The organism is Eisenibacter elegans DSM 3317 (assembly GCF_000430505.1).
Classification (GTDB): domain Bacteria; phylum Bacteroidota; class Bacteroidia; order Cytophagales; family Microscillaceae; genus Eisenibacter; species Eisenibacter elegans.
The window spans coordinates 219,646-245,005 of record NZ_AUMD01000019.1 but is presented as its reverse complement, the minus strand read 5'-3'; the positions used below and the strand labels follow the sequence as shown (position 1 = coordinate 245,005).

Annotated in this window: 8 protein-coding genes; 5 read left to right on the top strand and 3 right to left on the bottom strand. The window is 50.8% G+C overall.

The annotated features are described in order from the left end of the window. The first annotated feature begins 12 nt into the window (after window positions 1-12). On the top strand, window positions 13-615 hold the full coding sequence (locus tag G499_RS0107060) for a riboflavin synthase (RefSeq protein WP_026999367.1): 603 nt from the start codon (window positions 13-15) through the stop codon (window positions 613-615). A 311-nt stretch (window positions 616-926) separates the two neighbouring features. On the opposite strand, the gene rsmH is transcribed toward G499_RS0107060, so the two are convergent. Then, window positions 927-1,856 (bottom strand): 16S rRNA (cytosine(1402)-N(4))-methyltransferase RsmH, encoded by a 930-nt coding sequence (gene rsmH / locus G499_RS0107055; protein WP_026999366.1) that lies wholly within the window; start codon window positions 1,854-1,856, stop codon window positions 927-929. Between the two features lie 602 nt (window positions 1,857-2,458). On the opposite strand from rsmH, the gene G499_RS0107045 reads away from it, so the two are divergent. The 4 genes from G499_RS0107045 (at window position 2,459) to G499_RS0107030 (ending at window position 22,763) form a co-directional block, all read left to right on the top strand. Continuing rightward, the gene (locus tag G499_RS0107045; protein WP_161627710.1) at window positions 2,459-11,299 is read left to right on the top strand and encodes a T9SS type A sorting domain-containing protein; all 8,841 of its coding nucleotides are present in this window, start codon (window positions 2,459-2,461) and stop codon (window positions 11,297-11,299) included. 263 nt (window positions 11,300-11,562) lie between these two features. Further along, complete coding sequence (locus G499_RS0107040) at window positions 11,563-20,499, top strand: T9SS type A sorting domain-containing protein (protein WP_026999364.1); 8,937 nt, start codon at window positions 11,563-11,565, stop codon at window positions 20,497-20,499. A gap of 293 nt (window positions 20,500-20,792) precedes the next feature. Beyond that, window positions 20,793-21,989: a phosphoglycerate kinase gene (locus G499_RS0107035; RefSeq protein WP_026999363.1), complete on the top strand. Its 1,197-nt coding sequence runs from the start codon at window positions 20,793-20,795 to the stop codon at window positions 21,987-21,989. Window positions 21,990-22,001: 12 nt separating this feature from the next. Further along, the gene (locus G499_RS0107030) at window positions 22,002-22,763 is read left to right on the top strand and encodes a lysophospholipid acyltransferase family protein (protein ID WP_026999362.1); all 762 of its coding nucleotides are present in this window, start codon (window positions 22,002-22,004) and stop codon (window positions 22,761-22,763) included. Here the strand turns inward: G499_RS0107030 and G499_RS0107025 are convergent. Further along, window positions 22,745-23,086 (bottom strand): MGMT family protein, encoded by a 342-nt coding sequence (locus G499_RS0107025; protein WP_026999361.1) that lies wholly within the window; start codon window positions 23,084-23,086, stop codon window positions 22,745-22,747. The genes G499_RS0107030 and G499_RS0107025 overlap by 19 nt on opposite strands. A 547-nt stretch (window positions 23,087-23,633) precedes the next feature. Beyond that, window positions 23,634-25,301, bottom strand: coding sequence for an amidase (locus tag G499_RS0107020; RefSeq protein WP_026999360.1), 1,668 nt, complete (start codon window positions 25,299-25,301; stop codon window positions 23,634-23,636). Between the last annotated feature and the right edge of the window lie 59 nt (window positions 25,302-25,360).

Genomic DNA, 25,360 nt, shown 5'->3' with positions numbered 1-25,360 from the left:
AGCCTCAATACGATGTTTACCGGAATTATAGAGCAAATGGCGCAAATCGTCGCCATCGAGACCCAAGGCAGCAACCGCACATTCACCCTCCAAGCCTCCTTGGCGTCGGAGCTGAAAGTAGACCAAAGCGTAGCCCACAATGGTGCTTGCCTTACCGTAACGCAAGTATCCCCTGAAAAACAGCAATACACCGTTACGGCGATTGATGAGACCCTACAAAAGACCAACCTCGGCGATTGGCAAGAAGGCCGTTTTGTCAATATTGAACGCTGTATGCAGATGAATGGCCGTCTGGATGGTCATATCGTTCAAGGGCACGTAGACCAAGTAGGGCGCTGTATGGCCATTGCCGATGAGGATGGAAGTTGGCGTTTTACATTCAGCTATGAGGCCGACACTGGCAATATGACTGTCGAGAAAGGCTCCATCTGTGTCAATGGGGTAAGCCTGACCGTGGTAGATTCGCAACAAGGACAGTTCTCGGTAGCCATTATCCCCTACACCTACGAACACACAACCTTCCGCTACTTGGCCGTAGGCGACCGCGTGAACCTCGAATTTGATATCTTGGGCAAGTATGTCCGCCAATACCTACAGGCAATGCAAGTAAAATAATCGGGCTAGCGCTTGGCAAAACCCCTTGGCAACCAAAGGCTTATCATACTCGTGGGTATGTGGCTTAGAGGAGGCGCGGTAAGGGGGCTTCAAAAAACCGCTTTACTTAAAAGGATATAGCTTGGAGCGCCAGCTCCGAGACAAGCTGAGGCCTCATTTTTTTGGGGGTGCTAAAATGAGACTTGGCTCACAGTTTTAACTGTGGAATCTGAAAAGTGTCCAGTGGCGTGAAAAGATGCTACCAAAGAGCCCATACTCGGATGTTGCTAAGCCGTATCTCCATGTTGTGTAAGGTTTTTGAAAGGGAGTTGCTAACGCACCCCATCTTCTGTGCGGACGGCCACCCTGAGTTTGGCACTGCGGGCACGCGGGTTGGCTGCCAGCTCAGTCTCATCTGCTTCGATAGGTTTGCGGTGGAGCGCCTCAAAGGGCTTGTAAAAATTGCCGTACACATCTTTTTCGGGCTCCCCAAACAGCACCCCTTTTTGAATGAGGTTCTTGACGGGGCGGTCTTCGAGTGAATGGTAGGAGAGGACTACCAAGCGGCCACCGGGGCGAATCAGAGAGGCACACTGCCCCAGAAACTCCTCCAGTACTCCCATCTCCTCATTAACTACAATGCGCAGCGCCTGAAAAACTTGGGCAAAGTATTTAAATTCACGGTGTTTGGGGGCATGTTTTTCGAGAACGGCCTTGAGTTGGGCTACCGTGGCGATGGGTGCTTGTTGTCGCGCCCGCACAAGGGCGTTGGCCAAGGTCTTGGCATTGCGAACCTCGCCATACATCCCTAAAATCCGATGTAGTTCTGCTTCGGAATACGTACGAAGCACCTCGGCAGCCGTGAGGGGAGCAGCAGTATCCATGCGCATGTCCAAAGGAGCATCTGCACGGATAGAAAAGCCCCGCTCTGCGGTATCAAACTGGTGCGAAGACACCCCTAGGTCGGCCAAGATGCCATCTACTTGACGCACCCCGTGTAGGCGCAAGAATTTGCCGATATACCGGAAATTGGCTTGAATAAACTGAAATTGAGGGTATGTAGCCAGTTTTTGGGCTTGTTCGGCAGCTGCTGCATCTTGGTCAAAGGCATACAGCCGACCCTTGTTGTCGAGGCGTTCTAATAGAGCTTTGGAATGCCCACCGCCACCAAAAGTTACATCTACATAGGTTCCGTCAGGACGGATATTGAGGCCTTCCAAACAGGCATCGCGTAATACGGGTATATGATAAGTCTCAGACATAGTCAAAAGTGCAAATTTTTAGTCTATATTAAAATCAGATTCGTCGATGAAAAAAAGCCTTTAGCCGAAATAGCTATCAGCCTTGGCAAAGATGTTGCATATTGAACAGAGCAAAGATGCAAAGAGCATCTGAGATAAAAAAGATTGGTTTCTATTATAAAACTTACTAGCTTGGCAGCGCAAACACCAAAATCATTTGTACGAAGCCCTAAGTCATTTACGTTCTGTTATATTAAAAGGCTGAGAGGTACTAAGTAAATATGCATGACACTGAAAAACAAGTATTTATTGTCTTTGAAGATGATTGCCAGTTTGCGAATAACAAAACAGTAGCAGACACTCAAACATACAAAACTATACAAAACCCCCGAACAAGCCTTAACACGAAAACCAAAAATTCATGACAGCCCTATTTACTTCTGTCTGATGAAGCGTATATACAACTAACCACACAATACCAATGGTATTATTAAGCTACCAGTACTGAATCGTATTTAATCAATATGCAAGCCCATACCCAAACACCTCTATTTACCATGTACCACCAACTCTCCAAAAATCGGACAAGCTATTGGCTTGTACTATGCTGCTTGTTTTGGCTGATGTCTTCAGTCGGAGTACAAGCACAGAAAACTTGGTCTGCTCCCCGTGTTCCGGCAGGGGGGAATCCTAGCTCCAGCAGTGATTGGTTTAACCCCAATAACTGGACTCCGGTAGGTGTTCCCATCGACACAGATGATGTCATTATTGCCAGCGGTACCAATGTTTGTAGTATCCCTGATGTTGTGATGGGGATAGAGGTCAACTCGATTACTATTCAGTCTGATGCAGCGCTCTATAACCGGCACGGACTCACCCAAAACCCAACAGGGTTGCAAGTTATTGGCGATTTCATCATCCAAAATAACGGCTATTACTTCAATGAGACCATTCGTTTGAACATCGGGCGAGATTTACACATCCGCTCGGGCGCAGCTACCAACACTCTGGCCAACCCCGGAGGTAGTTTTATTGCCCTATCGGCTAATACAACCATATTCCTTGGCCGTAACTATCTCAACGAGGGCTTGTTGGGCAAACGGCGGCGAGCCAATATCGGGGATATTCCGGATATCAACCTCGAAATGCAAGGATTGGGGCAAAATGGAGTCAACGATTATGTGCTGTATTATGCACGCCAAGATGTAACTGTTGGCGCAGCCTCATCGATGGATCCGACAGGCAGGGTAGACCACCGTACTAAAAATACTTATGCGCTTATCGATGTAGCGGCGGCAGGCCGAACCTTTAATTTTCAAAATGTATTGCCAGAGTTTGCCGGCACACGCAGTGTGTTGGCTACAGGCGCATTTGACAATATCCGTATCAACAAGTCCAAAATACGTGTCATCAACAGTGGTATCCCCGGAGGGGGGCCTGCGGCTTATACAGCCAATGAGACAGATGGGCAAGTATTTATTCCCTTCTTGTCTGGTGTTGTAGGAGATGGCGTGATGGATGTGAATAATGCCGGTGGCCCCGAGGACCAAGGCCGATTGGTCAAGGCCAACACCGGTAACTTTACCATACAGGCTGGTGCCGTTATTGTAAATAATGTAAGCGGTATTACAGATAGAACTGCTGTCACACACGGAACACCTGTGGCCAACAACTTGTTTAGCCCCAACTTTCACGTGTACGATGGTACTGTCAATTCGCCCTACCCTGCTAGCAATGGATCCAATATCTATGGTGGGCAGTGGAGAGTTCCGGCGGCTGATATGAACGTCAGGGGCAACCTTATTATTGAAAATCCCAACGTAGGCACAGGGGCATACAATGGTGCGTCATTAGACTTGTATGGCAACAACCGTGTAGGGAACGAACAAGACATTTGTTTGCACCTTGGAGGTAATTTGGAAGATAAAACCTCTGGCCCTAATATAAATCCCGACGAGCTAAACTTTAGCGGCGGCGCAGGCTCTCGCGCAGGCTTTTTTATAGGCCCTGTCAACAGAATCCTAGAGTCAAGTACGGCACAGTGGCGCAATAATCGCCGCCCCGCAGTGGTTTTCAACGGCTTTGCCAACCAAACAATTGAGTCTTTTGTACAACAACTATACGACAACTTCAACGATGCCAACCTAGGCCAAGGCATTACAATGCCAAACGTTTTCGTAATCAAAGCAGCCGGAGAGGTTACCCAAAACGCCAGCGGTGCGTTGGTAAGTATGCGTATCTTAGGGCATTTGACCATCTATGCAGGGCGCTTCCGTGTAGGCGCTGGACGGCGACTGCTTTTTGGGGATGAATCCTTTGACGAAATTAACGTCCTCGCCCTTGGCAATGGCGCTTATGTAGGCGGCCTGCCCAACCCCACACACGCCGGTGAATTTGTCCTAGATGGTGGGGGAATCGTCCTGATGTCTCGCGATAATCAAGGCGGAAACGCCGGTATTGGAGCGATTTTCCGTGGGCGTGATGGCTCTTTCGTAACCATCGAAGGTAATGCAGGCGCGATAGCCATCATCAACCGCGACTCACAAGTAGGGGGACGTTTGCGCTATGGGTTTTACGGCGGATGCCGTCTCCGCGCCCGCTATGCAGGCTGGGCCTTCCCTAGCTCCGTACCGGGTGGCTATGCCATTGCCGGCACACGTTATGCTACAGACAACGATATTAATATCCCCGGAGCAGGTAACCTTGGCAAACGTGGTGGGGTAACAGCTTTTGAAAATGTGATTTTTTATGATTATAGCACCAGCGCTTGGGTAGTGCCTGTGGCCGCTGCCCCCAATAACAATGGTACAAGTATCTTCAGTTTCTCCAACTGTACTTTCGAGGGTGCGGACAATAAAACATTGTTGACAGTACACACACAAGGCAATATCCGTATTGTGGAGACAGTATTTAGCGACAACGACAACAACAACGTCAGTGTGGCCAGCCGCAAAACGGAAAGTGCTATCTACCTAGTCAATACTACCGGCTCAGCCGGCGGGCGTATCGGCGGGTTGAAAGATGAAGGTACCAATAATGACCGGAGTAACAGCCCTCCGGGAGACCGCATCGTATGGGTGAACCCTCCGGCAGCGATTTGGGTAGGTGCTCATAATACCTCTTGGAACGATACCCGCAACTGGATTGTATCTGAGCCGGGCTTTACCGGCGGCGGCCCCGGCGGCACACCAGCATACAACCCCCAAGGCGTAATACCGGGCGTAACCGACCAAAATCTGGACGTACTGATTCCTAGACGCGCACAGCGCGACTGTGTAGCGGACATCAACTTCACACTGAATGGCAACTTCATTATGGAGATTGACCCCACCGAGCTGGGAGGCCCTCCGGGCTCTACAGGAGCTCCTTTGACTGCTGGCCCGTCTAATGGGGATGGGTCAAGCAAAACCGTAACCATCAACTCTGGGATTACGGCCATCGTCAACCGAGATGTGTTGCTCTACTGGCGTACAACAATGATTTGGCAGGCCAATAGCGAACTGCAGGTAGGAGGGAATTTTATGGCATTGTTCAATACTGACCGAGCCAGTACAGCCCCTAATCGTTGTGCGACTATCCAAGCACACCCTACCAGCAGGCTGGTCATCATTGGCAACCAAAATCAGCAAATCTCTCCACGCCATAACACCTTGGGTAATTTGATTATCCGCAAAACAGCAGGAGTGGCCTCTTTCCAAGGGATTGCTTATCAAACCAACTCCGCAACAGGCGCTGTAGGTGCCAACTTCCGCTGGACAGTACGCGTGGCGAGTAATCTCTATATCGAGTCGGGGCATATGCGTATGCTTTCAGACACACGCCTAGATGTAAGAGGAGATTATATTCAAGACAACAATACCCCGGGTGTGCAAGTGGGTGCAAGCTTCTTCGAACCCTTGGGCAGTGTGTTGGTATTTAGAGGAAGCTTTTATGCCCGCGATGGGCGTATGGCTGCCGGCAACAGAGATATGCTCTTCCAACCGCTGGTAGGAACTACGGCACACGAAATAGCCGCAACCCCCAACCATCAGTTTAACAGGGTCATCTTTGGCAACTCTAATGGGCAGATGGAAATTTATGCCGGGAATAACCAAACTGTCGCCGGTACTTCTGACCAGAACAACACCAATGTGGTTTATACCCTCGTAGACCCTGACCCTACCGAAACAGACTTGATAAGCTACTATTCTATAGGTCAAACTACGCTCCAAGACCGCAGGGCTATCCTCAACGCAGGGCGTTCAATGATTGTGCGCCAGTTGGAACTGCAAAGCGGCTCCCGACTAGAGCTATCCCTCAATGATGGCGAGGCTGCCGAGTTGAGAGTATTCTCAGGCGGCTGGGTACGTGCGGCTAACAACTCTACTTTCAATGCTATCGGCTCACAAGAACGATTCGTGAGGGTTACCCGTTTTGACCAAACAGGGCGCTATGAGCTGACTATAGACGGCACAATCAGAATGCGCTACTATACCTTAGAGTATATGGACGACAACGGCCTGAACCTAACAGCCAACGCCCGCCCAACCAGCTTTGGGACAATCACGTATGGCGGTGGTGGGGAAGGTTATGTCTTTGACCCCGGAAACGGCATTACCAACGATGTGGAGTTGGTGGCACTTTTCGACGGACAAGGTGCTGCGGCTTCGGCTACAGTAGGCAACACGCCACTGGCTGCGGTCAATGTATTGAACGGCGGGCAGGGTTATACAACGCCACCGACTGTTACCGCTCCCGGAGGAGCACCTAATGCTACTTTTGCTGCTACATTATTAGGTAGCCCCTTAACAAGCATTGCTGTAACCAGCCCCGGAGGCGGCTACCCTGTAAGCAATGCTACCGTACAGAGTGGGCGCATTCCGTTTAACTTTACCGGCTATCCAGCAGGCAAACAAGCCACAAACTATGCCACTCCGTCGGGCTTTGCTATCGTAGACAACCGCGTAACAGGGCTGCCTATTCCGGCAACACTTTATACACAAGTGCCTGAGGTCGTGATTGCCGTCCCGGCAGCGGGAGGTGTTCAGGCTGAAGCGCGTGTATTGTTGAACCCAACAAGCATTACAGGCATCAATATCGTCAGCGGAGGACTTGGGTATGCAGTCGGAGAGCCGATTACTGCTTCAGATCCTGCCGGAACGGACTTTGCAGCAGAGGTGAGTGCTGTTGATGGCGCAGGGGCAATCACTGCCGTGAACATTACCGCCTTTGGCAACCCTGACTATGTACGCCCCCGCCCGGTGGTCAATACTGCCTCCGGTGATGGCGCTGTCTTGACTTTCAACATCACAGCCACAGCCATCAATAGTTATGACATCACCAAAGAAGGTAGCGGCTATGATGCCAACAATCCTCCAAGTGTCACTGTCAATACTGTCAATGTAGGCACTGCAACCATCACAGTAGGCACTACCATAGTAGGAGCCGTTGTTACGGCGCAGGGGAATGGCTTACTCGATTTGCCTACCAATGCAGAGGTAACGCTTTCTGTAGCAGGTGCGCCTAATGCCACCTTCGACTTCAATACCCCAGGTGGGTATGTAAATCAAGTTACCGTACTGACCGGTGGGCAATATGCTGTCATTCCGCCGATTCAGTTTAGTGCACCCAACCTCGTAGGGGGGATAGAACCTACCGCTGCGGCTATTGGTTTGGCTGGTGAAATAAACACCGTGGATGTGGTGTTCCGTGGGCGTTTCTACAAAACAGCACCCTTGGTGGCTTTCCGAAATACAGGGGTGGGCGCAGGAGCCTCATTCCGCTCTCTGATGCTGCCTAGCGCCATACGTGCCATCAATGTACTGGATGGCGGAGATGGCTATAGCTCTCCCCCAACGGTAACCATCACACCTGCCTATGTCCCGGTCGCCCCCTTCAACGAAAACGTTGTTGGTACTACCAATGTAAGGGCTGTGATGGATCCGGGAGGAACACGGGTGGTGGCTTTTCATATTGCCACAGATACCTTGGTGGGCTCTTCTATCACGGCGCTTCATGTAGTAGAAGGTGGTAGAGGCTTTACAGTGCCGCCGACCATCTCCTTTGTGAGCACCAACAACTTGGAAAACCCTACCGTAACACACGCCACTGCAACGGCTACTGTGGCCGGTGGGCAAATTAGCTCCATAACGGTGAATACTGCCGGAATAGGCTATACCACTGCTCCACAAGTAATTATTACACCAGACCCAGCCGACAATGACAAGATTGGCTTTATAGATATACTTGACCCGGGAACGGGCTATACTACTGCGCCGACCGTAACCATTACCGGTGGCGGTGGTGCAGGAGCTGCTGCTACAGCAGTGGTACACCAAGGACGTGTGATTGCCATAGAGGTAACCAATGCCGGTGCCGGATATACTTCTACTCCAACCGTAACCCTCACTGGTGGTGGGGGCGTAGGAGCTGCCGCTACTGCGCAGCTCGGTGCCGGAGGGGCGATTGTCGTGGCACAGCTCAACAACAGTGCTTTCGGATACCGCACAGCACCCAATATCAGCATCACAGGAGGAGGTACACCTACCCGACAAGCAGCGGCAAGGGTTCAGTTGACTGACACATATATTGAGTCTATAGTAAAAGTACCCATACAGCGCTTCCCTGCGGCAGCCCTAAGCGATGGTATTATTACCAATACTGCTTTTGGCATAACCGGACGAGGAGTGATGGTGCACCCCAATGTAAGCTTCTACAGAACCACCAACCCAACCTTGGTCGATAATGGAATCGACGGATGGGACACTAACTGGTGGAACTATGCTGCCGCCGCTTCCGCAACGGGAGGGCCACGCATCGATACTATCTACAACGTGATTTTCCCTAAAAACCCCGCAGTAGATGGAGGTGGCTCATTTACAGACTCTAAAAACGTATGGCGCGACAACACCAACACCCTCGCCCAAAATAGGGTCATCTTTAAAGATGCTGTGGGTACGTTCTCTGGTGAAGACTTTGACTTCGACCCCGCCACCGGCGTAAACAATGCTATTGGCAACACATTCATACACGTGATTCCTAATACAACTCCCGACCTGATGGTTACGTGGGTAGGACCAAACGTAAAACGTTGGGACGGTGGCCCTGACAACTCCGGCACCTCTTGGAGTGCTGATGTCAACTGGAGACCGGACGGCGTGCCCGAGCCCGGAGACGATATCGTTATCGACTGGTCATTGCTTTGGGTAGAATACGATACCTTGCCCGGCACCAAGGGCACACCGATTGTGCGTTCGCCAAGCCCGACCTTGGTCGTGGCTATGGATGAGGTTGGGGTAGCCAATGGAACACGATTGGCTCACGGACGCAATATGACGCTCAACGCAATAATCAGAGGAATAGAAGGAGGCCCAAGTATAGAAGCGCCTATAGAGCTAAATATCCGGGAACGAATGCGCCTAACAGGTACAGTCGCTATCGAAAGCGGCGCTACAGTACAGTTTGAAGGATCTGCGACCGGCTTGCTAGAAGTAGGGGAAAGCTGGAGTAATAATGGCAACTTCCTGGCCGGTAGTAATTCTACGGTGCGCTTCTATCGTAACGTAAGCCGTACTATCTCCAATCGCTTGGCACCCAAAGACCCGGTCAGCTTCTTGATTTCCAACCCAATCAACTCGTTTTACAGATTAGAGCTGGCAGATGGGGTAACGGATTTGAGTACCGACATATATGTTAGGGACTCTCTAACAATCCAAGATAGAGCTACCTTTAACTCCAACAGCCAGTTTATTCACTTAGAAGGCGATTGGACCAACAGAGGACGTTTTGAGGAGCTCAACAGTACGATGGTTTTCCAAGGTGGTAAGCCCGTACAAAACGTGTTGCGTGATGACCGACGTTTCCGCGCTGCGACCAATATCGACACCATCGCCAACAAGCAAAACTTCTATAACGTGCGTTTTGTCAAGAGTAGCGGGGTGGTACGTTTGGGTAGCCGTCTGGAAATTGTACGGACAGGTGTCGCGGCTTTTTCCTTCGGAATTGTAGAATCGTTCAGTGGTAAGGAGTTTATTCTCTCACAAAGTGCCGGCTTGGCAGGCCCTGCCAACCAAGGCAGCCACGTCAAAGGCCCTGTAGGGCGTATTCACAATGCCGTCGGCTCTACTGACTTGAGCTATCCTATTGGAGGAGGCTTGGGACTCTATACCGGAGGTACTCAAGGATATAGCTTCCGACTACTCGATACCCAAGTAAGGCCGCTGAGCGACCAAGGGGCAGCAGTACCAACGATGTTTGTAGCCGAACAAATCGAAGGCAACATCAATGAACTCGAAGGAGTAAGGACAGTAATCAATGCGCCGGATAAGTTCTATGTGTCGCGTACACGCTATTGGGATGTGGATATCCGACCTTATGTCAGCGATGGCTCTATTGCCAATACCTTCCCTGATGCAGATCGCATTCATATTCCGGGGGTAGGGCCTACTGCACGGACAGCCTTCTCACAACTCAGAAGCACCCGTGTTGAATTGAGCTATAACCAAGCCATTGAAAACATACGCTTGGATACCTCGATTGGAGATCCTATTGAGCTTGATGCACCCGCTGACTCACTAGCAGCCGGTATAGGGGATTTGTATGTGTTGAAGGACTCTGCGGCGCTCTTTGACTGCCAAAAGGCTTTAGGATTTTTGCCGCTCAAGCCCAACCCACAGGTGGAATATACAAGCCTCCCTAATACGGCTACCCCAGACCCCGGCAATACCCTAAACTGTGGTCTTTCAGGAGGTGAGTTGGCACTATTGCAAAACGAGCACCAAAACAATACCCGTATCTTTATGGGTACGGCCTACCGAGGTGATACCCTGTATATCATCAGCAGCACACCTACCACCTATGCCAGTCAGGCGACTGTGCTCTCCGACCCCATCAACACCCTCGGTAATGGTAACCTCGCATTGGGCTACCCACTGGAGGCGCTGAACTTGGAAATCATCGATATCCGTGCAGAAAGGGTCGGCAGCCAAGCACTGATTAGCTGGACTACCGTCAACGAATCACAAAGCGTACGTTTTGTAATAGAGCGTAGCCAAGATGGAACAAACTTTGTAGCCATCGGAGAAGTAAGGGCTGTAGGAGGGCAACTCAACAACTATCAGTTCACAGACCGATCGCCCAAGGCCGGTATCAATTATTACCGCATCCGTCAAATCAACCGCTCTGTGGATGATGAACTGACGAGGGTTGTTTCTGTAAGCTTTGACAATGAAGCCGCCTTTGTGATTTACCCCAACCCGGTAATCAGTGGGCAGCCAATTTACCTAAGCCTGCCAAGCACTCCAAGAGGAGACAAAGCCCGCGTGATGGTCATCGATATGATGGGTCGAATAGTCATCGACCGCAGCATTATCCTAGATGGTAACCCGCTAGAGGTCTTCTTGAGCAAACAACTGTCGAAAGGGGTATATATCGTTCGCACGATTACACCAGATGCAAACTATGAAGGAAAAATCATTGTGCAATAACCGGCACAAGTGCCTTACATAATCAATTATTTTTCAGAAATGTCGCTTTCTCTAAAGAGAAAGAGGCATTTCTGTTTAAATAACGACTGCTACACGCAACATTGAAACAAAATTGATAACCATTCCAAAAACAACAAACACAAATGTCTAAGCCTACACCACAACCAATCGACAATATCATCACCTCTAACCCTCTACGAGTCAATACTGTGTAATCCCAGCCTAACATACACGGAGACTTATTACAATCTAACCTCTGAATTATGACACATAATCGACTAAAAGTCAAAGAGCTGCTGCTTCTTTTGGTGGTTGGCGTATGTTACAGCTTCTTTGCTCCTGTAGCATTGCAAGCACAAACAAACACTTGGCAGGCTGCCCGTGTGGCAGTAGGCCCCAACCCTAGCTCTAGTAGCAGTTGGTTTGACCCGGCCAACTGGACACTAGGTGTTCCCCAACCCACTCACGATGTAGTGATTCCTTCGGGAATGAATGTGTGTAGCATCCCTGATGTGATGGATATGGTGGAGGTCAACTCTATCACTATCCAGTCGGATGCTGCGTTGTATAACCGACACGGCTTGACCAACAATGCTGCCGGTTTGCAGATAGCCCAAGACTTGATTATCCAAAATAATGGATATTATTTCAATGATACTCGGCGTATCCGGGTTGGGCGAGATTTGCATATCCAAGCCGGAGCCAACCCCAACACCTTCGCCAATCCGGGAGGGAGCTTTATTGCGCTAGCGACCAATACAGAGCTATTCATTGGCCGGAACTACCTCAATGAGGGGCTTATGGCCAAACGCCGGCGCACGAATATCGGGGACATCGCCGATATCAACATCACATTTGAAACCAACACCCAAAACGGGGCAAATGATTATGTGCTCTATTATGCGCGCAGGGATGTAACGGCGGGTGTAGATCATCGTACCAAAAACACCTATGCCTATATCGACGTAGCGGCTGTAGGACGAACCTTCAACTTTCAACACGTACTGCCCTTGTTTGCAGGCAGTCGCAATGTGTTGGCTACAGGTGCATTTGACCGTATTTTGATTAACAAGCCCTTGCGGCGAGTAGTGAATAGTGGTACACCAACTGGTACACCTGCAGCATATGTAGCCAATGAAACCAATGGCAACGTCTATGTCCCATTCTTGGCAGGCACAGTGGCCGATGGTGTACTGGATGTCAATAATGATGGCACTCCTGAGACTCGTGGGCAGCTAATAAAGTCAGGTACGGGCAATTTTGAAATACAGGCCGGTGCGGTGATTGTCAACAATGTAAGTGGAATTACTGATATGACTGCCGTAACACACGGCACCGCATTGCCAGGAGGGGTGACAGACAATTTGTTTGGTGCCAACTTCCACGTGTTTGACCGCACCACTACGTCGCCATATCAAAACTCCAATGGTTCCCGTATTTATGGCGGCAACTGGGTAGTGCCGGCTGCTGATATCAATGTGCGGGGCAATCTCATCATCGAAAACCCCAACGTGGGTACAGGTGCTTACAATGGTGCGTCTTTGGACTTGTATGGCAACAACCGTGTAGGGAGCGAGCAAGATATTTGCTTGCATCTAGGGGGGAATTTGGAAGACAAAACCTCTGGGCCGAATGTAGATCCTGATGAACAAAACTTTAGCGGTGGCGCAGGCTCTCGTGCAGGGTTTTTTGTAGGCCCTGTGAATAGAATTTTAGAGTCTACTACAGCACAGTGGCGCAATAACCGCCGCCCAGCAGTGGTGTTCAATGGTTTTGCCGCACAGACCGTTGAGGCATTTACGCTTCAGCTTTATGACAACTTCAATGATGCCAACCTAGGGCAAGGGATTACGATGCCCAACGTATTTGTACACAAGCCTGTCTCTACAGCAGAGGTAACCATACGGAATTCGTCGATAGGCCAGACGCAAAACAGTATGCGTATCCTAGGGCATTTGACCATTTACTCCGGTACTTTCCGTGTAGCCTCAGGCACACGGTTGCTTTTCGGGGATGAGTCTTTGGACGAAATCAACGTCTTGGCCTTAGGCAATGCCAACTACACGCCCGGTACTCAGCTGCCAAATCCTGAATATTCGGGACGCTTCCGCTTAGATGGTGGAGGGTTGCTGTTGATGGCCGTAGACAACCAAGGCGGTAATATTGCGCTGGGAACAATGTTTAGAGGGCGAGACGGCTCAGAGGCTATTTTCGAAGGCAGCTCTACGGCTATCGCCATCGTCAATAGGGAGTCTCAGGTATCAGGGCGCTTTCGCTTTGCCTTTTATGGTGGATGTCGCTTGAGAGCCAGATATGCCGGATGGGCCTTCCCTAGCTCGGAGTTCAACACTTATCCGATTACCGGTACACGTTATGCTTCGGATAATGACATGAGCATTCCCTCTGCAGGAAATCTAGCCAAACGTGGCGGAGTAACGGCTTTTGAGAATGTGTTTTTCTATAATTACACGACCAACAGCTGGGTACTGCCAGCCACGGCTGCGCACAACAATGATGGGACAAGTGAGCACTCTTTTTCTTATTGTACATTCGAAGGGGCAGACTCAAAAACCCTCTTGACCATTCATACCCAAGGTAATATCCGTATTGTGGAGGCGGTTTTCAATGACCCTGAAAACGCCAATGTCAGTGTGGCTAGCCGCAAAACAGACGGAGCAATCTACATAGTCAACAGTGCCGGATCTGCCGGTGGGCGCGTCGGTGGTGAGCGCGACGAAGGAACGAATAACAACCGTACCAATATCGCTCCCGGCGACCGGATTATATGGGTAAACCCTACTGCGGCGGTGTGGTATGGTGTGCAAAGTACAGCTTGGAATGACCCCCGCAACTGGATTATCCCCAATGACCCTAACTTGGGTGGAACACCCGGGACAGGACCCACCTACAATACCCGAAACCTAGTACCCGGAGTAGGTACAGCTACAGCAGTAGACGTATTGATTCCGCGTCGTTCTTTGCGCAATTGTGTGATGGATGTGGATGTGAATATAGATGGCTCGTTCATTATGGAGCCTCAGCCCGGAGAAAGGGGAGGTGTGCCCGGTACCGTAGACCCACTACTCACCGATGCAGGCTCGAACAGAACCGTAACGGTCAGTACTGGAAGGAGTATGCGGGTTTTGCGAGATATATTGCTTTACTGGCGCTCGCAGATGGATTGGCAAGCCAATACAACCATCGAGCTTAGTGGAAACTTTATGGGGCTTTTCAACACTGCATGGAATGGCACTGCAATTACAAACTCTGCGATTATCAATGCAGACCCTAGCAGTACCTTGGTTATCAGGGGAAGCCAAAACCAGCAGATCTCTCCCCGACACAACCCATTGGGCAACGTCAGGGTAGACAAAACCGCAGGCGTGGCCTCTTTCCAAGGGGTAATCTGGGAAACCAACACGACCACAGGCGCGATTGGCTCTAACACCCGCTGGGTATTTAGGGTCAATGGAAACCTTGAACTCAGACGAGGACACTTGCGCCTCTTGTCTCAGACCCGCCTAGATTTGCGTGGCGACTTTATCCAAGATAACGGAGCCCCGGGTTATCAACCTGATGCCAGCTTCTTTGAGCCGCTGGGCAGTCCCATCAACTTCAGAGGCAGCTTTTATGGGCGAGATGGCCGTATGTCGGCCAGTAACCGTTTGGTTTCGTTCTTGCCCTTGGTAGGGGCTACGGAGCGGGAGATTGCCGCTACCAATGCACACCAGTTCAACTTGGTAGAGTTTGGCAATAGTAATGGCACCATGGAAATCCGTGCCGGATTAACCCAAACCGTAGCCGGAACTTCCAATGCCAACAACAACCAAGTAGTTTATCGTTTGACAGCACCTCACCCTGGCGAGCCAGACTTGAACAGTTACCTCTCTATCGGCACTACTGATGTCCGCACCAACCGCTCCATCATCAATCAAGGCCGTATTATGAATGTGCGCAACCTTAACTTGCAAAACGGGGCTAGGCTGGATGTGTTGACACTAGAGGAGACCGGCGGAGAGCTTCGGATAGCTTCCGGTGGAACGGTAAATGTGAATAATGGTGCGACATTCAACGCCATAGGTTCGCAAGCACGTTTTGTACGGATTACCCGCTTTGACCAGAACGGACGCTATGCCTTCAATATCAATGGGGTTGTTCGGATGCGTTATTATACCCTAGAGTTTATGGATGATAATGGCTTGAATCTACAAGCCAATGCTACTCCGGTAAGCTTTGGAACAATTACCTATGGTGGGGGCGGTGAAGGTTATACTTTTGACCCTCCTAACGGTATCACCAATGATGTGGAACTGATAGCACTCTTTGACGGTCGTGATGCAGCGGCTCGTGCAGTAGTAGGCAATACCCCCGTAGCAGCTATCAGCCTCATTAGTGGTGGGCAAGGCTATACAGCACCTCCAACAGTATTTACGACCGGAGGCACGCCTAACGGAACCTTCACAGCGACCATCCTAGGCAGCCCTCTAGGCGCTATTACGATAGACAACCCCGGTGTAGGATACCCGATTGGCAATGCTACTGTACAATCAGGCCGTATTCCTTTTAACTTCGCCGGAGTACCTGCGGCAAAGCGCGGCACAAACTATGCTGCCCCGACAGCGTATGCCATTATGGACAACCAAGTAACGGGCCTGCCTCCAGTTCCACTAACAACATACACAGAGCTACCCCCTGTGGTTGTAAACCCCCCATTGTTGGGTGGACTACAGGCGCGGGCAAGAGCCGTGATGAATCCCTTTGATATCACAGGTTTTAACATAGTCAATGCCGGGCTAGGGTATAGTGTAGGGGATGAGATACAGGTCAGCGACCCTACCGGAACAGGTACAGTAGCACTAGTGGCCTCTGTAGGCGTTAATGGCAATATCCTAACCGTCAATCTTGTTAACGGTGGAACGGGATACACCAACCCAAGTGTCGATGTGGTATCTGCGTTTGGAGGTGGGGCAGTACTCCGTCCGACTTTTGCGCCGACTACCATCAGTAGCTTCATCATCACAGAGCCAGGCAATGGCTACAGCAGTCTTGCGCCGCCTATTGTGAGTGTCAATATGGTCGATATTGGCAACGCCACCATTACAGTAGGCTCTACAGTAGTAAACACCTTTGTAGAAAACTCAGGGAACGGCTTCCTAAATTTGCCTACCAATGCCGAGGTTGTCCTGCCAGCATTGGGAGCGACCACTCCGGCCAGCTTTACGTTCAACACTCCGGGTGGATACGTGAGCGAGGTAGTGGTCAATACCGGAGGGTTATATCCTGCTATTCCGGCCATACAATTTAGTGCGCCGGACTTACCCTCAGGCCTAATGCCGATAGCCGCGGCCATTGGCTTGGCCGGTGAAATCGCCTCTGTCGATGTGGTTTATCGTGGACGTTTCTACAAAACAGCACCCTTGGTAGCCTTCCGAAATACGGGCGAAGGAGCAGGAGCTTCATTCCGCTCTCTGATGCTGCCTAGCGCCATACGTGCCATCAATGTACTGGATGGCGGTGCGGGCTATAGTAGTGCACCGACCGTAACCCTGACACCGGGCTATACTCCGGCAGCACCTTATTTTGAGACAATCACGGGCACTACCAATGTCAGGGCAGTGATGGGCGCAGGGGCGGAAAGCGACCGCGTGGTAGCAATTCACCTTGCAACAGACACCTTGGTGGGTTCTACATTGACCGACCTGCACATCATCGAAGGAGGAAGGGGCTATACAGTACCTCCTACCATTACTTTTGTAAGCACTAACACCCTCGAAAACCCCACAGTAACACACGCCACCGCCACCGCCACTGTGGCCGGTGGGCAGATTACGGGTATTATGCTCAACACCAATGGATCGGGCTATACTTCTGCGCCACAGGTGGTGATTACTCCTAGCCCTGTCGATAATGACAAGATAGGTTTTGTGGATGTCATCAGTGGTGGGGATGGGTATACAGCCAATTTCCCCGTTACCTTCACTGGTGGCGGCGGTACAGGCGCAGCCGCAACAGCCATTGTGAGCAGAGGAGCTGTCATAGCCATAGAGGTAACCAATGCCGGCTCAGGATATACCAGCGCCCCAACCATAGACTTGAGCGCAGGCTCGGGTACAGGCGCAGCGGGCGTAGCCCAAATGGGTGCCGGAGGTGCTATTATTGTAGCCCAACTCTCTAACAGCGCTTTTGGATACCGTACTTCGCCTACTGCAACAATCACGGGAGGGGGATCGCCCACCCGACGAGCAACGGCAAGGGTTCAGTTGACTGACACATATATTGAGTCTATAGTAAAAGCACCCATACAGCGCTTCCCTGCGGCAGCATTTAGTGATGGTATCATCACAAACACGGCCTATGGAGCCTCAAGCCGAGGCCTGACCATTCACCCAAGTGTCAGCTTTTATCGCACAACCAACCCTAATCTTGCCAATAATGGCATAGATACTTGGAATACGACGTGGTGGGACTATGCTGCCGCCGCTTCCGCAACGGGAGGGCCACGCATCGATACCATCTACAACGTGGTATTCCCCAAAAACCCTGCGGTAGACGGTGGCGGGCCTGACTTTGAGGTTTCTAAAAACGTATGGCGCGACAACACCAACACCCTCGCCGAAAATAGGGTCATCTTTAAAGATGCTGTGGGTACGTTCTCTGGTGAAGACTTTGACTTCGACCCCGCCACCGGCGTAAACAACGCTATTGGCAACACATTCATACACGTGATTCCTAATACAACTCCCGACCTGATGGTTACGTGGGTAGGACCAAACGTAAAACGTTGGGACGGTGGCCCTGACAACACCGGCACCTCTTGGAGTGCTGATGTCAACTGGAGACCGGACGGCGTGCCCGAGCCCGGAGACGATATCGTTATCGACTGGTCGTTGCTTTGGGTAGAATACGATACCTTACCCGGCCCTAACCTTGGAAGACCCATTATACGCGCTCCATCGCCCGTGTTGGCAATTGGTATGGACGAGACAGATGTGGCAGCAGGTACACGTATTGCACACGGACGAAACCTGACAATCAACCCCATCATCCGTGGTGCGTTTAGCGGCTCTCCAAGTACTGTAGGGCCTATAGACCTCGAAATCTTAAGCACAATGCGCATCACTGGTACAATGGTAATCGACTCTGGAGCTACAGTGAGGTTTGGTGGTACCGGAGACTTGCTGGAGGTAGGGGAAAGCTGGAGTAATAACGGAGACTTCCAAGCCGGAAGCAACTCGACGGTACGTTTCTATCGTAACGTTAGCCGTACAATCTCCAATCGCTTAGCACCCAAAGATCCTAGTCTCAATATCAGCCTACCCCTGAACTCCTTCTTCAATTTGGAGTTGGCTAGAGGTGTTACTGACTTGAGTACGGACGTATATGTGCGCAACAACCTGACTATTGAGACCTTGGCCACCTTTAACTCTAATAGCCAGTTTATTCACTTAGAAGGGAATTGGCTCAATAGAGGGCGATTCCAAGAAGCCAACAGTACGCTAGTATTACAAGGAGGAGCCGAACAGCGCATACGTAGAGATGATATCCGGTTTAGGGTCATTACAAACCCCGATAACCAGATAGACACCATTGCCAATAAGCAAGATTTCTATAACATCAGGCTGGTGAAAACCCTCGGCTCTAATGTAGTGTTAGACAGCCGTACAGAAGTTGTACGAACAGGGGTGATTACTTTCAACTCCGGCATCATCAATTCATTTGCCGGGAAAGAGTTTATCCTCTCTCAAAGTGCTGGCTTGGCTGGACCAGCGAGTGAGTTTAGCCACGTAAAAGGCCCTGTAGGGCGTATCCATAACGGCGGAGCGCTACCCGTAACCCTGACTTACCCAGTGGGTGGAGGCACAGGCCTGTATACCGGAGGGGCGCAAGGCTTCAGTGTGAGCTTGATAGAAACCACCCTGCGCACCATCGCAGGCCAGACCAGCACTGTACCGACAATGTTTGTGGTAGAGCAAATAGAAGGCAATATCAACACAATAGAAGGGGTCAGGGCGCTTACACCTACGCCGCCGTCTTTCTTGAGTACGGACAAGCTTTATATCTCGCGCAGTCGTTATTGGGACGTAGACATTCGCCCTTATGTCAGCAATGGCTCCATAGCGGCTACATTCCCTAATCCGACGCGAATCCATACCACAGGTGCGTTTCCTCGTTCTTCGTTCTCGCAGTTAGACCGTACATCGATAGCACTTTCTTTTAACGCAGGGTTGGAGTTGATTCAGCTCAGCACTGCCGCCGGAGACCCTATCGATTTCGTGGCGCGCCCCGATACCTTGCCGGTAGGGGATGTGTTTGACCTTGTGGTGTTGTTGGATTCAGTAGCGGCCTTTGATTGCCGCAAGGCGCTTGGTTTTGAGCCGCTCAAACCTGTAGGCCCACAAGTACGCTATACCAGCGCTGTGGGCTTAGGTGATCCCTTTGCCGCCGCTTGTGGTCTTAATGCCTTAGACTTGGCTGCGCTAGAATCAGAACATGAGAATAATACCCGCATCTTTATGGGAACTGCCTATAGAGGAGATTTCTTGAGTGTCATCAGTAATGCGCCTACAACCTATGCCGCCAACCAATTGGTAATCTCATCACCTGTCAATGTTTTGGGCAATGGTAATGCTGTATTGGCCTTTTCAGTAGAAGGGTTGAACCTCGAAATCATCGATATACGCGCTGAGCGTGTTGGTCAAGAAGCGCTTATCCGTTGGACTACCGTCAACGAAGCCCTCAGCGAGCGCTTTGTGGTAGAACGTAGTCAAGATGGCCAAAACTTCACAGCCATCGGTGAGGTACGCGCAGTGAGTGGCTTGTTGAACAATTACCAGTTTACTGACCGCTCGCCCAAACCCGGCACCAATTACTACCGCATCCGCCAAGTAAACCGTAACGGAAGTACAGAGTATACCCGTATTGTTTCGGTAGAGTTTGATAACGCACCAAGCTTTGTCATCTATCCTAACCCGGTGATTAGTGGCCAGTCAGTATACCTGAAGCTGCCACGCGCACCTCGCGGGGAGCAAGCCAAAGTAGTAGTGGTAGACCTCCAAGGCCGTACGATTATCGACCGTACATTGATATTGGATGGCAACCCAATCGAGTTGTTCTTAGGTCGGCAGCTGTCGAAAGGAGTGTATATTGTACGCGCCATCACGGCAGAGGAGACTTACGAAGGCAAGATTATCGTCCAATAATAGCCTAGGTTTATAATATAGACTGAAATACAAAGCCGTGTCTTTCCTGTGATGGAGAGGCGCGGCTTTTTTGTGGAGCATATAACATAGGCTCGTAGTCTGTGTATTGATAGGGCGCTGAAGTCATCCAAGGATAAAGTACTTGGAAACAAGCCAAAAAATCAGCTGTCCGGCGGGGTAATCAGCACCCTATTTGACCAATCCGCACTTGTCTTTGCTGAAGCTTTGGCCAAAAGCCCGATTATGTTACCTTTGCAATTATTTCAGCATTGATTTGTAGCTTTCTAAGATTTATGCAAACATTCCAATCATACAATTTTGCGGGCAAGCGTACGCTTGTACGTGTAGACTTCAACGTACCCCTAGATGACCAATTCCGTATTACGGATACAACACGCATCGACGCAACCCTACCTACTTTGCGTAAAATTTTGAACGATGGCGGGTCGTTGGTGTTGATGTCGCACCTAGGCCGACCAAAAAGCGGCCCTGAGGACAAATTCTCACTACGCTACTTGGTCGACACGCTGAGCCAGCGATTGGAACGACCAGTAACGTTTGTAGATGACTGTGTTGGTGAGAAAGCTCTCCAAGCGGCTACTGCCCTGCAGCCGGGACAGGTATTGTTGCTTGAAAACCTGCGGTTCTACAAAGAAGAAACCAAGGGCGATCGGGCATTTGCCCAACAGCTCGCACAGCTAGGGGAGGTGTATGTCAATGATGCCTTCGGAACGGCGCACCGTGCACACGCTTCTACGGCGATTGTGGCAGAATTTTTTACAGATAAAATGGCCGGCTTGGTGATGCAGGCTGAAATAGACAATGCCGAGCGTATCTTGGCCAATGCCGACAAGCCTTTTGTGTCGATTATGGGAGGCGCAAAGATTTCGGACAAAATCCTCATCATCGAGCGACTGCTCGACAAGGTAGACTACCTACTCATCGGCGGGGCGATGGCCTACACCTTCTTCAAAGCCCAAGGTGGGCAGGTAGGCAACTCACTCGTAGAGCAAGATAAGCTAGCGCTAGCGCTGAGCCTACTCGAAAAAGCCAAGGCCAAGGGCGTACAACTAGTGCTCCCACAAGATTCTTATGTGGCCGATGCTTTTGCCAACGATGCCAACCGCCAAACAGCAGATAACCTACAAATTCCTGAAGGGTTTATGGGTTTGGATATAGGTCCAGTGGCGGCGCAGCGATTTGCCGACATCATCGCACAAGCGCGCACGGTGTTGTGGAATGGGCCAATGGGCGTATTTGAAATGCCTAACTTTGCCCAAGGCACAACCAAAGTAGCCGAAGCCATTGCACAGGCAACTGCCAAGGGCGCTTTTTCGCTTATCGGAGGGGGAGACTCTGCCGCAGCGGTCAACCAATTAGGTTTTGGTGATCAAGTGTCCTATATCTCTACTGGTGGTGGTGCCTTGCTCGAATATCTCGAAGGCAAAACACTGCCCGGCGTAGCAGCTTTACAAAACACTCACGAATAAGCTTTTAAGATTATGAGAATCGTATTAGGATGGCTCACCACGCCTATTTTCTTGCTCCTGCTGGGGCTGATTCTGTTGGTTTTTGATGTCGTCCAGCGCATCGCGCTCAATGTATTTGGCTATCAGGCACATAAGTTATCCATAGACCTGACCCAACGCTGCATTTTGGGAGCGCTGAATATTACAGGGGCGCGGTTTCGGTTTGAGAACCTAAACCCATCATTACCCACAGACCGACCCATCATTATGGTGAGCAACCATCAGAGTTTGTTCGACATCCCGATGAATATTTTGCTACTACGCAAACACCACGTCAAGTTTGTGTCGAAAAAAGAGCTAGGGCGTGGTATCCCCACAATTTCATACAACCTGCGTTATGGAGGCTCTGTACTGATAGACCGTAAAAAACCAGAGGAGGCCAAGGCCATCATTGCTGGGATGGGGCAGTACATCGAAAAATACAAGCGAACAGCCTGCATTTACCCCGAAGGCTCTCGGGCACGCAACGGGCAGCTCAAGCCCTTCAAAGTGGGAGGCCTGGCTACCTTACTCGAAAATGCACCCTCGGCCTTGGTAGTGCCCGTAGTCATTGAAAACTCGTGGAAAATCGTGCGCTATAACTTCAAACCGATTCCCTTTGGAGTCAAGTGTTCGGTTACGGCCCTAGAAGCCATAGAGCCTGCCGGGTGGGAGCCAGAAGCCTTGTTACAAGAGATTGCCGGACGCATCAGCGAGCGTCTTGGGCAGCCCCTGCCTCAAAGTGCCAAGCCCTGAGCCGGATCCCAAAAATGCTTCTCAAAATCAACGATGGCATCATCTACTACGGTGATGCCTTCGGCTTTTAAGCACTCCTCCATTCTTGTTGGGGTTTCAAAATGATGCTTACCTGTCAAGACCCCCTTACGGTTTACAACCCGGTGTGCTGGCACATCGGGGAGGGTGTGTGCTTGGTTCATTGCCCAACCGACCATCCGGGCACTGCCCTTGCTGCCTAGGTAGTTGGCAATGGCTCCATAAGATGTAACCTTGCCCTTGGGAATGAGCCGCACCACGGCGTAAACGTCTTCAAAAAAATTTGATGGTGAGTTTTTATCCATAAGATTGATATTTTGTGATGAAACTATTTTGACCGACAAAGTGCGCACAATTCCTCTGTATACAAAGAAGTATCCGATTATTTGTTGGGTAGTCTTCAAAATAGGGTGCGCTAGAAGGCTTATGAATTCGCCGTCAGGTATGGGTGCGTACGCAGCTTAGGGACATCCGAGCACAAGAGTGTGAATGATGCTAGCGCAAGCGATGCCTGGCCCGAAGGGCAAGCCCCAAACAAAAATTATCATTCATTGAGAAGGTATACCAAGATTCACAAGATTTGGGGATTTACAAGGGGTTGATTTTCTTGATTATCAAGGGTTCTCCGTACATATATTCCCTAGACACACCACTAGATATTTTTGGAAAAGTAGCTCGGAACTCCAGCTCTGAGACAAGCTGAAGCCTCATTTTTTAGGATACAATGAGACTTAGCCTGTGGGATTTGAAAATGTCCAGTGGCGTGTTTCCTAGACCAATTTTGATTGGCTGTAACCCTGATGCGGATAATGCGCAACAAGGAAGTCAACTGGGGCTTTAGTAGCGGGTTGGTTATTTGAGAAAGGCCTTGGGGTGTTGGCGGTGAAAATCTGTAACTTCTTGCAGCGCATCGGCCAACCTGAGGATATCGGCTTCGCCAAAGAGCTGCCCGATGAGGGTGATGCTTGTGGGTGTCCCTAGCGGTGAGAAGCCATTGGGCAAAACCACACAGGGGTGCCCCGTCAGGTTGGTGAGGGTAAGGGTGTTGCCAGCCCAGCTGGGGGCTACTAGCAGGTCTACGGTTTGCATCAGCGCCTGCATATCGGCAATGAGCTGGGTGCGCAAGCGGTTGGCTTGGATGTACTCAACAGCAGGCACAAAGCGAGCCATTCGGAAGTAGTTGGGCCAAGCTTGTTTGATTTGCCTTACGAGCAGGTCGTCTTGATTGCTGCGGGTGAGCTCGTCGAAGGCGGCGGCGGCCTCTGCCCAAAGGATAAAGCTGATGTCGGGCAAAGGGGGTAAATTGACAGGCACAAGGGTTACCCCAAGGGCTTCCAACTGCCGGAGGGTAGCTTCGTCTTGGGTTTTGAAACCATACTCGGAAGCAAAAGCCTCTTGTACATAACCGACTTTGAGTCCTGCAAGCGGACGCTGGGCGTGGTAGTTGAACGCCGCCGGGATAAGCGTGGGGTCACGCTCATCGGCACCGTGTAGGGCGGCAAAGATGACGGCACAGTCTTCGGCGTGGCGAGCCATGGGGCCTATCTTGTCCATTGACCAGCTGAGCGCCATCGCGCCATATCTGCTGACACGCCCATAGGTAGGGCGCAGGCCGGTAACCCCACAAACGGTAGAGGGCGATACGATAGAGCCGAGTGTTTCGGTGCCGATGGCAAACGGGACAAGTCCAGCGGCCACCGCTGCTGCCGAACCCGCCGACGAACCACTAGCGCCTTGTGCCAAATTCCAAGGGTTGCGGGTCAGGCCGCCAAACCATACATCCCCCCAAGCCAACTCTCCAAGACTTAGTTTGGCTACAAGCACGGCACCGGCCTCCTGCATTTGTTGTACGACACTGGCATCGGCATCAATCATCTGCTCCTGATAAGGCACAGAGCCCCAAGTGGTTTTGTAGCCTTTGGTGGCTAGTAAGTCCTTGACAGCGTATGGAATACCGTGCAAAGGCCCTCGGTATTTGCCGGCAGCTATTTCGGTGTCGGCAGCACGCGCCTGCGCCAAGGCCAAGGACTCGGTGAGGGTAATGACACAGTAGAGCTGCTCGTTGTGGCGCTTGAGGCGCTCTAAGAAAAACTTAGTCAGGGCTTCGGAGCTGATTTGTTTGCTTTGAATGAGTGCGGCTAGCTCACGGACGGAGTAGAAGGCAAGCTCGTTGAGGTCAGTGGGTAGCTTTACTCCTGACAAAGGCTTGTATACCAAAGGCTTTTGCTCGGTTTGGGGGGTGAAGCCAACGGGAAGGGGGTTGAAAAGAAGGGCAGGCCACAGACTGTTGTCGAGGGGTTGTTGGCGGTTGCGCTCGTATTGCGCCCGCTGTTGGGTGAGGCCGTCGAGCATAGAGTCGATTTTGGCCTCACTAAAAGACAATCCTAGCAAACGCTGGGCGTGTTGTACGTCCTTGGGGCTGAGGGTGTCGTCGAGGCTGCGGAAAAAAAATCCTCCGGCTACAAAGCTGAATATGGTCAGAAGGACGAGGGTAAACCAATGGGTAGTATTTTTGCGCATAATAGGGTAGAGGTTAAGTGAAGAAGATGGTCTGAGGCTTTAAGGCCAAAAAGTAGGGA

Excerpts from the sequence above, each read along its gene's own strand:
- rsmH (WP_026999366.1), bottom strand. The coding sequence starts at position 1,856 with ATGTCTGAGACTTATCATATACCCGTATTACGCGATGCCTGTTTGGAA.
- G499_RS0107020 (WP_026999360.1), bottom strand. The coding sequence starts at position 25,301 with ATGCGCAAAAATACTACCCATTGGTTTACCCTCGTCCTTCTGACCATA.
- G499_RS0107045 (WP_161627710.1), top strand. The coding sequence starts at position 2,459 with ATGTCTTCAGTCGGAGTACAAGCACAGAAAACTTGGTCTGCTCCCCGT.
- G499_RS0107030 (WP_026999362.1), top strand. The coding sequence starts at position 22,002 with ATGAGAATCGTATTAGGATGGCTCACCACGCCTATTTTCTTGCTCCTG.
- G499_RS0107060 (WP_026999367.1), top strand. The coding sequence starts at position 13 with ATGTTTACCGGAATTATAGAGCAAATGGCGCAAATCGTCGCCATCGAG.
- G499_RS0107035 (WP_026999363.1), top strand. The coding sequence starts at position 20,793 with ATGCAAACATTCCAATCATACAATTTTGCGGGCAAGCGTACGCTTGTA.
- G499_RS0107025 (WP_026999361.1), bottom strand. The coding sequence starts at position 23,086 with ATGGATAAAAACTCACCATCAAATTTTTTTGAAGACGTTTACGCCGTG.
- G499_RS0107040 (WP_026999364.1), top strand. The coding sequence starts at position 11,563 with ATGACACATAATCGACTAAAAGTCAAAGAGCTGCTGCTTCTTTTGGTG.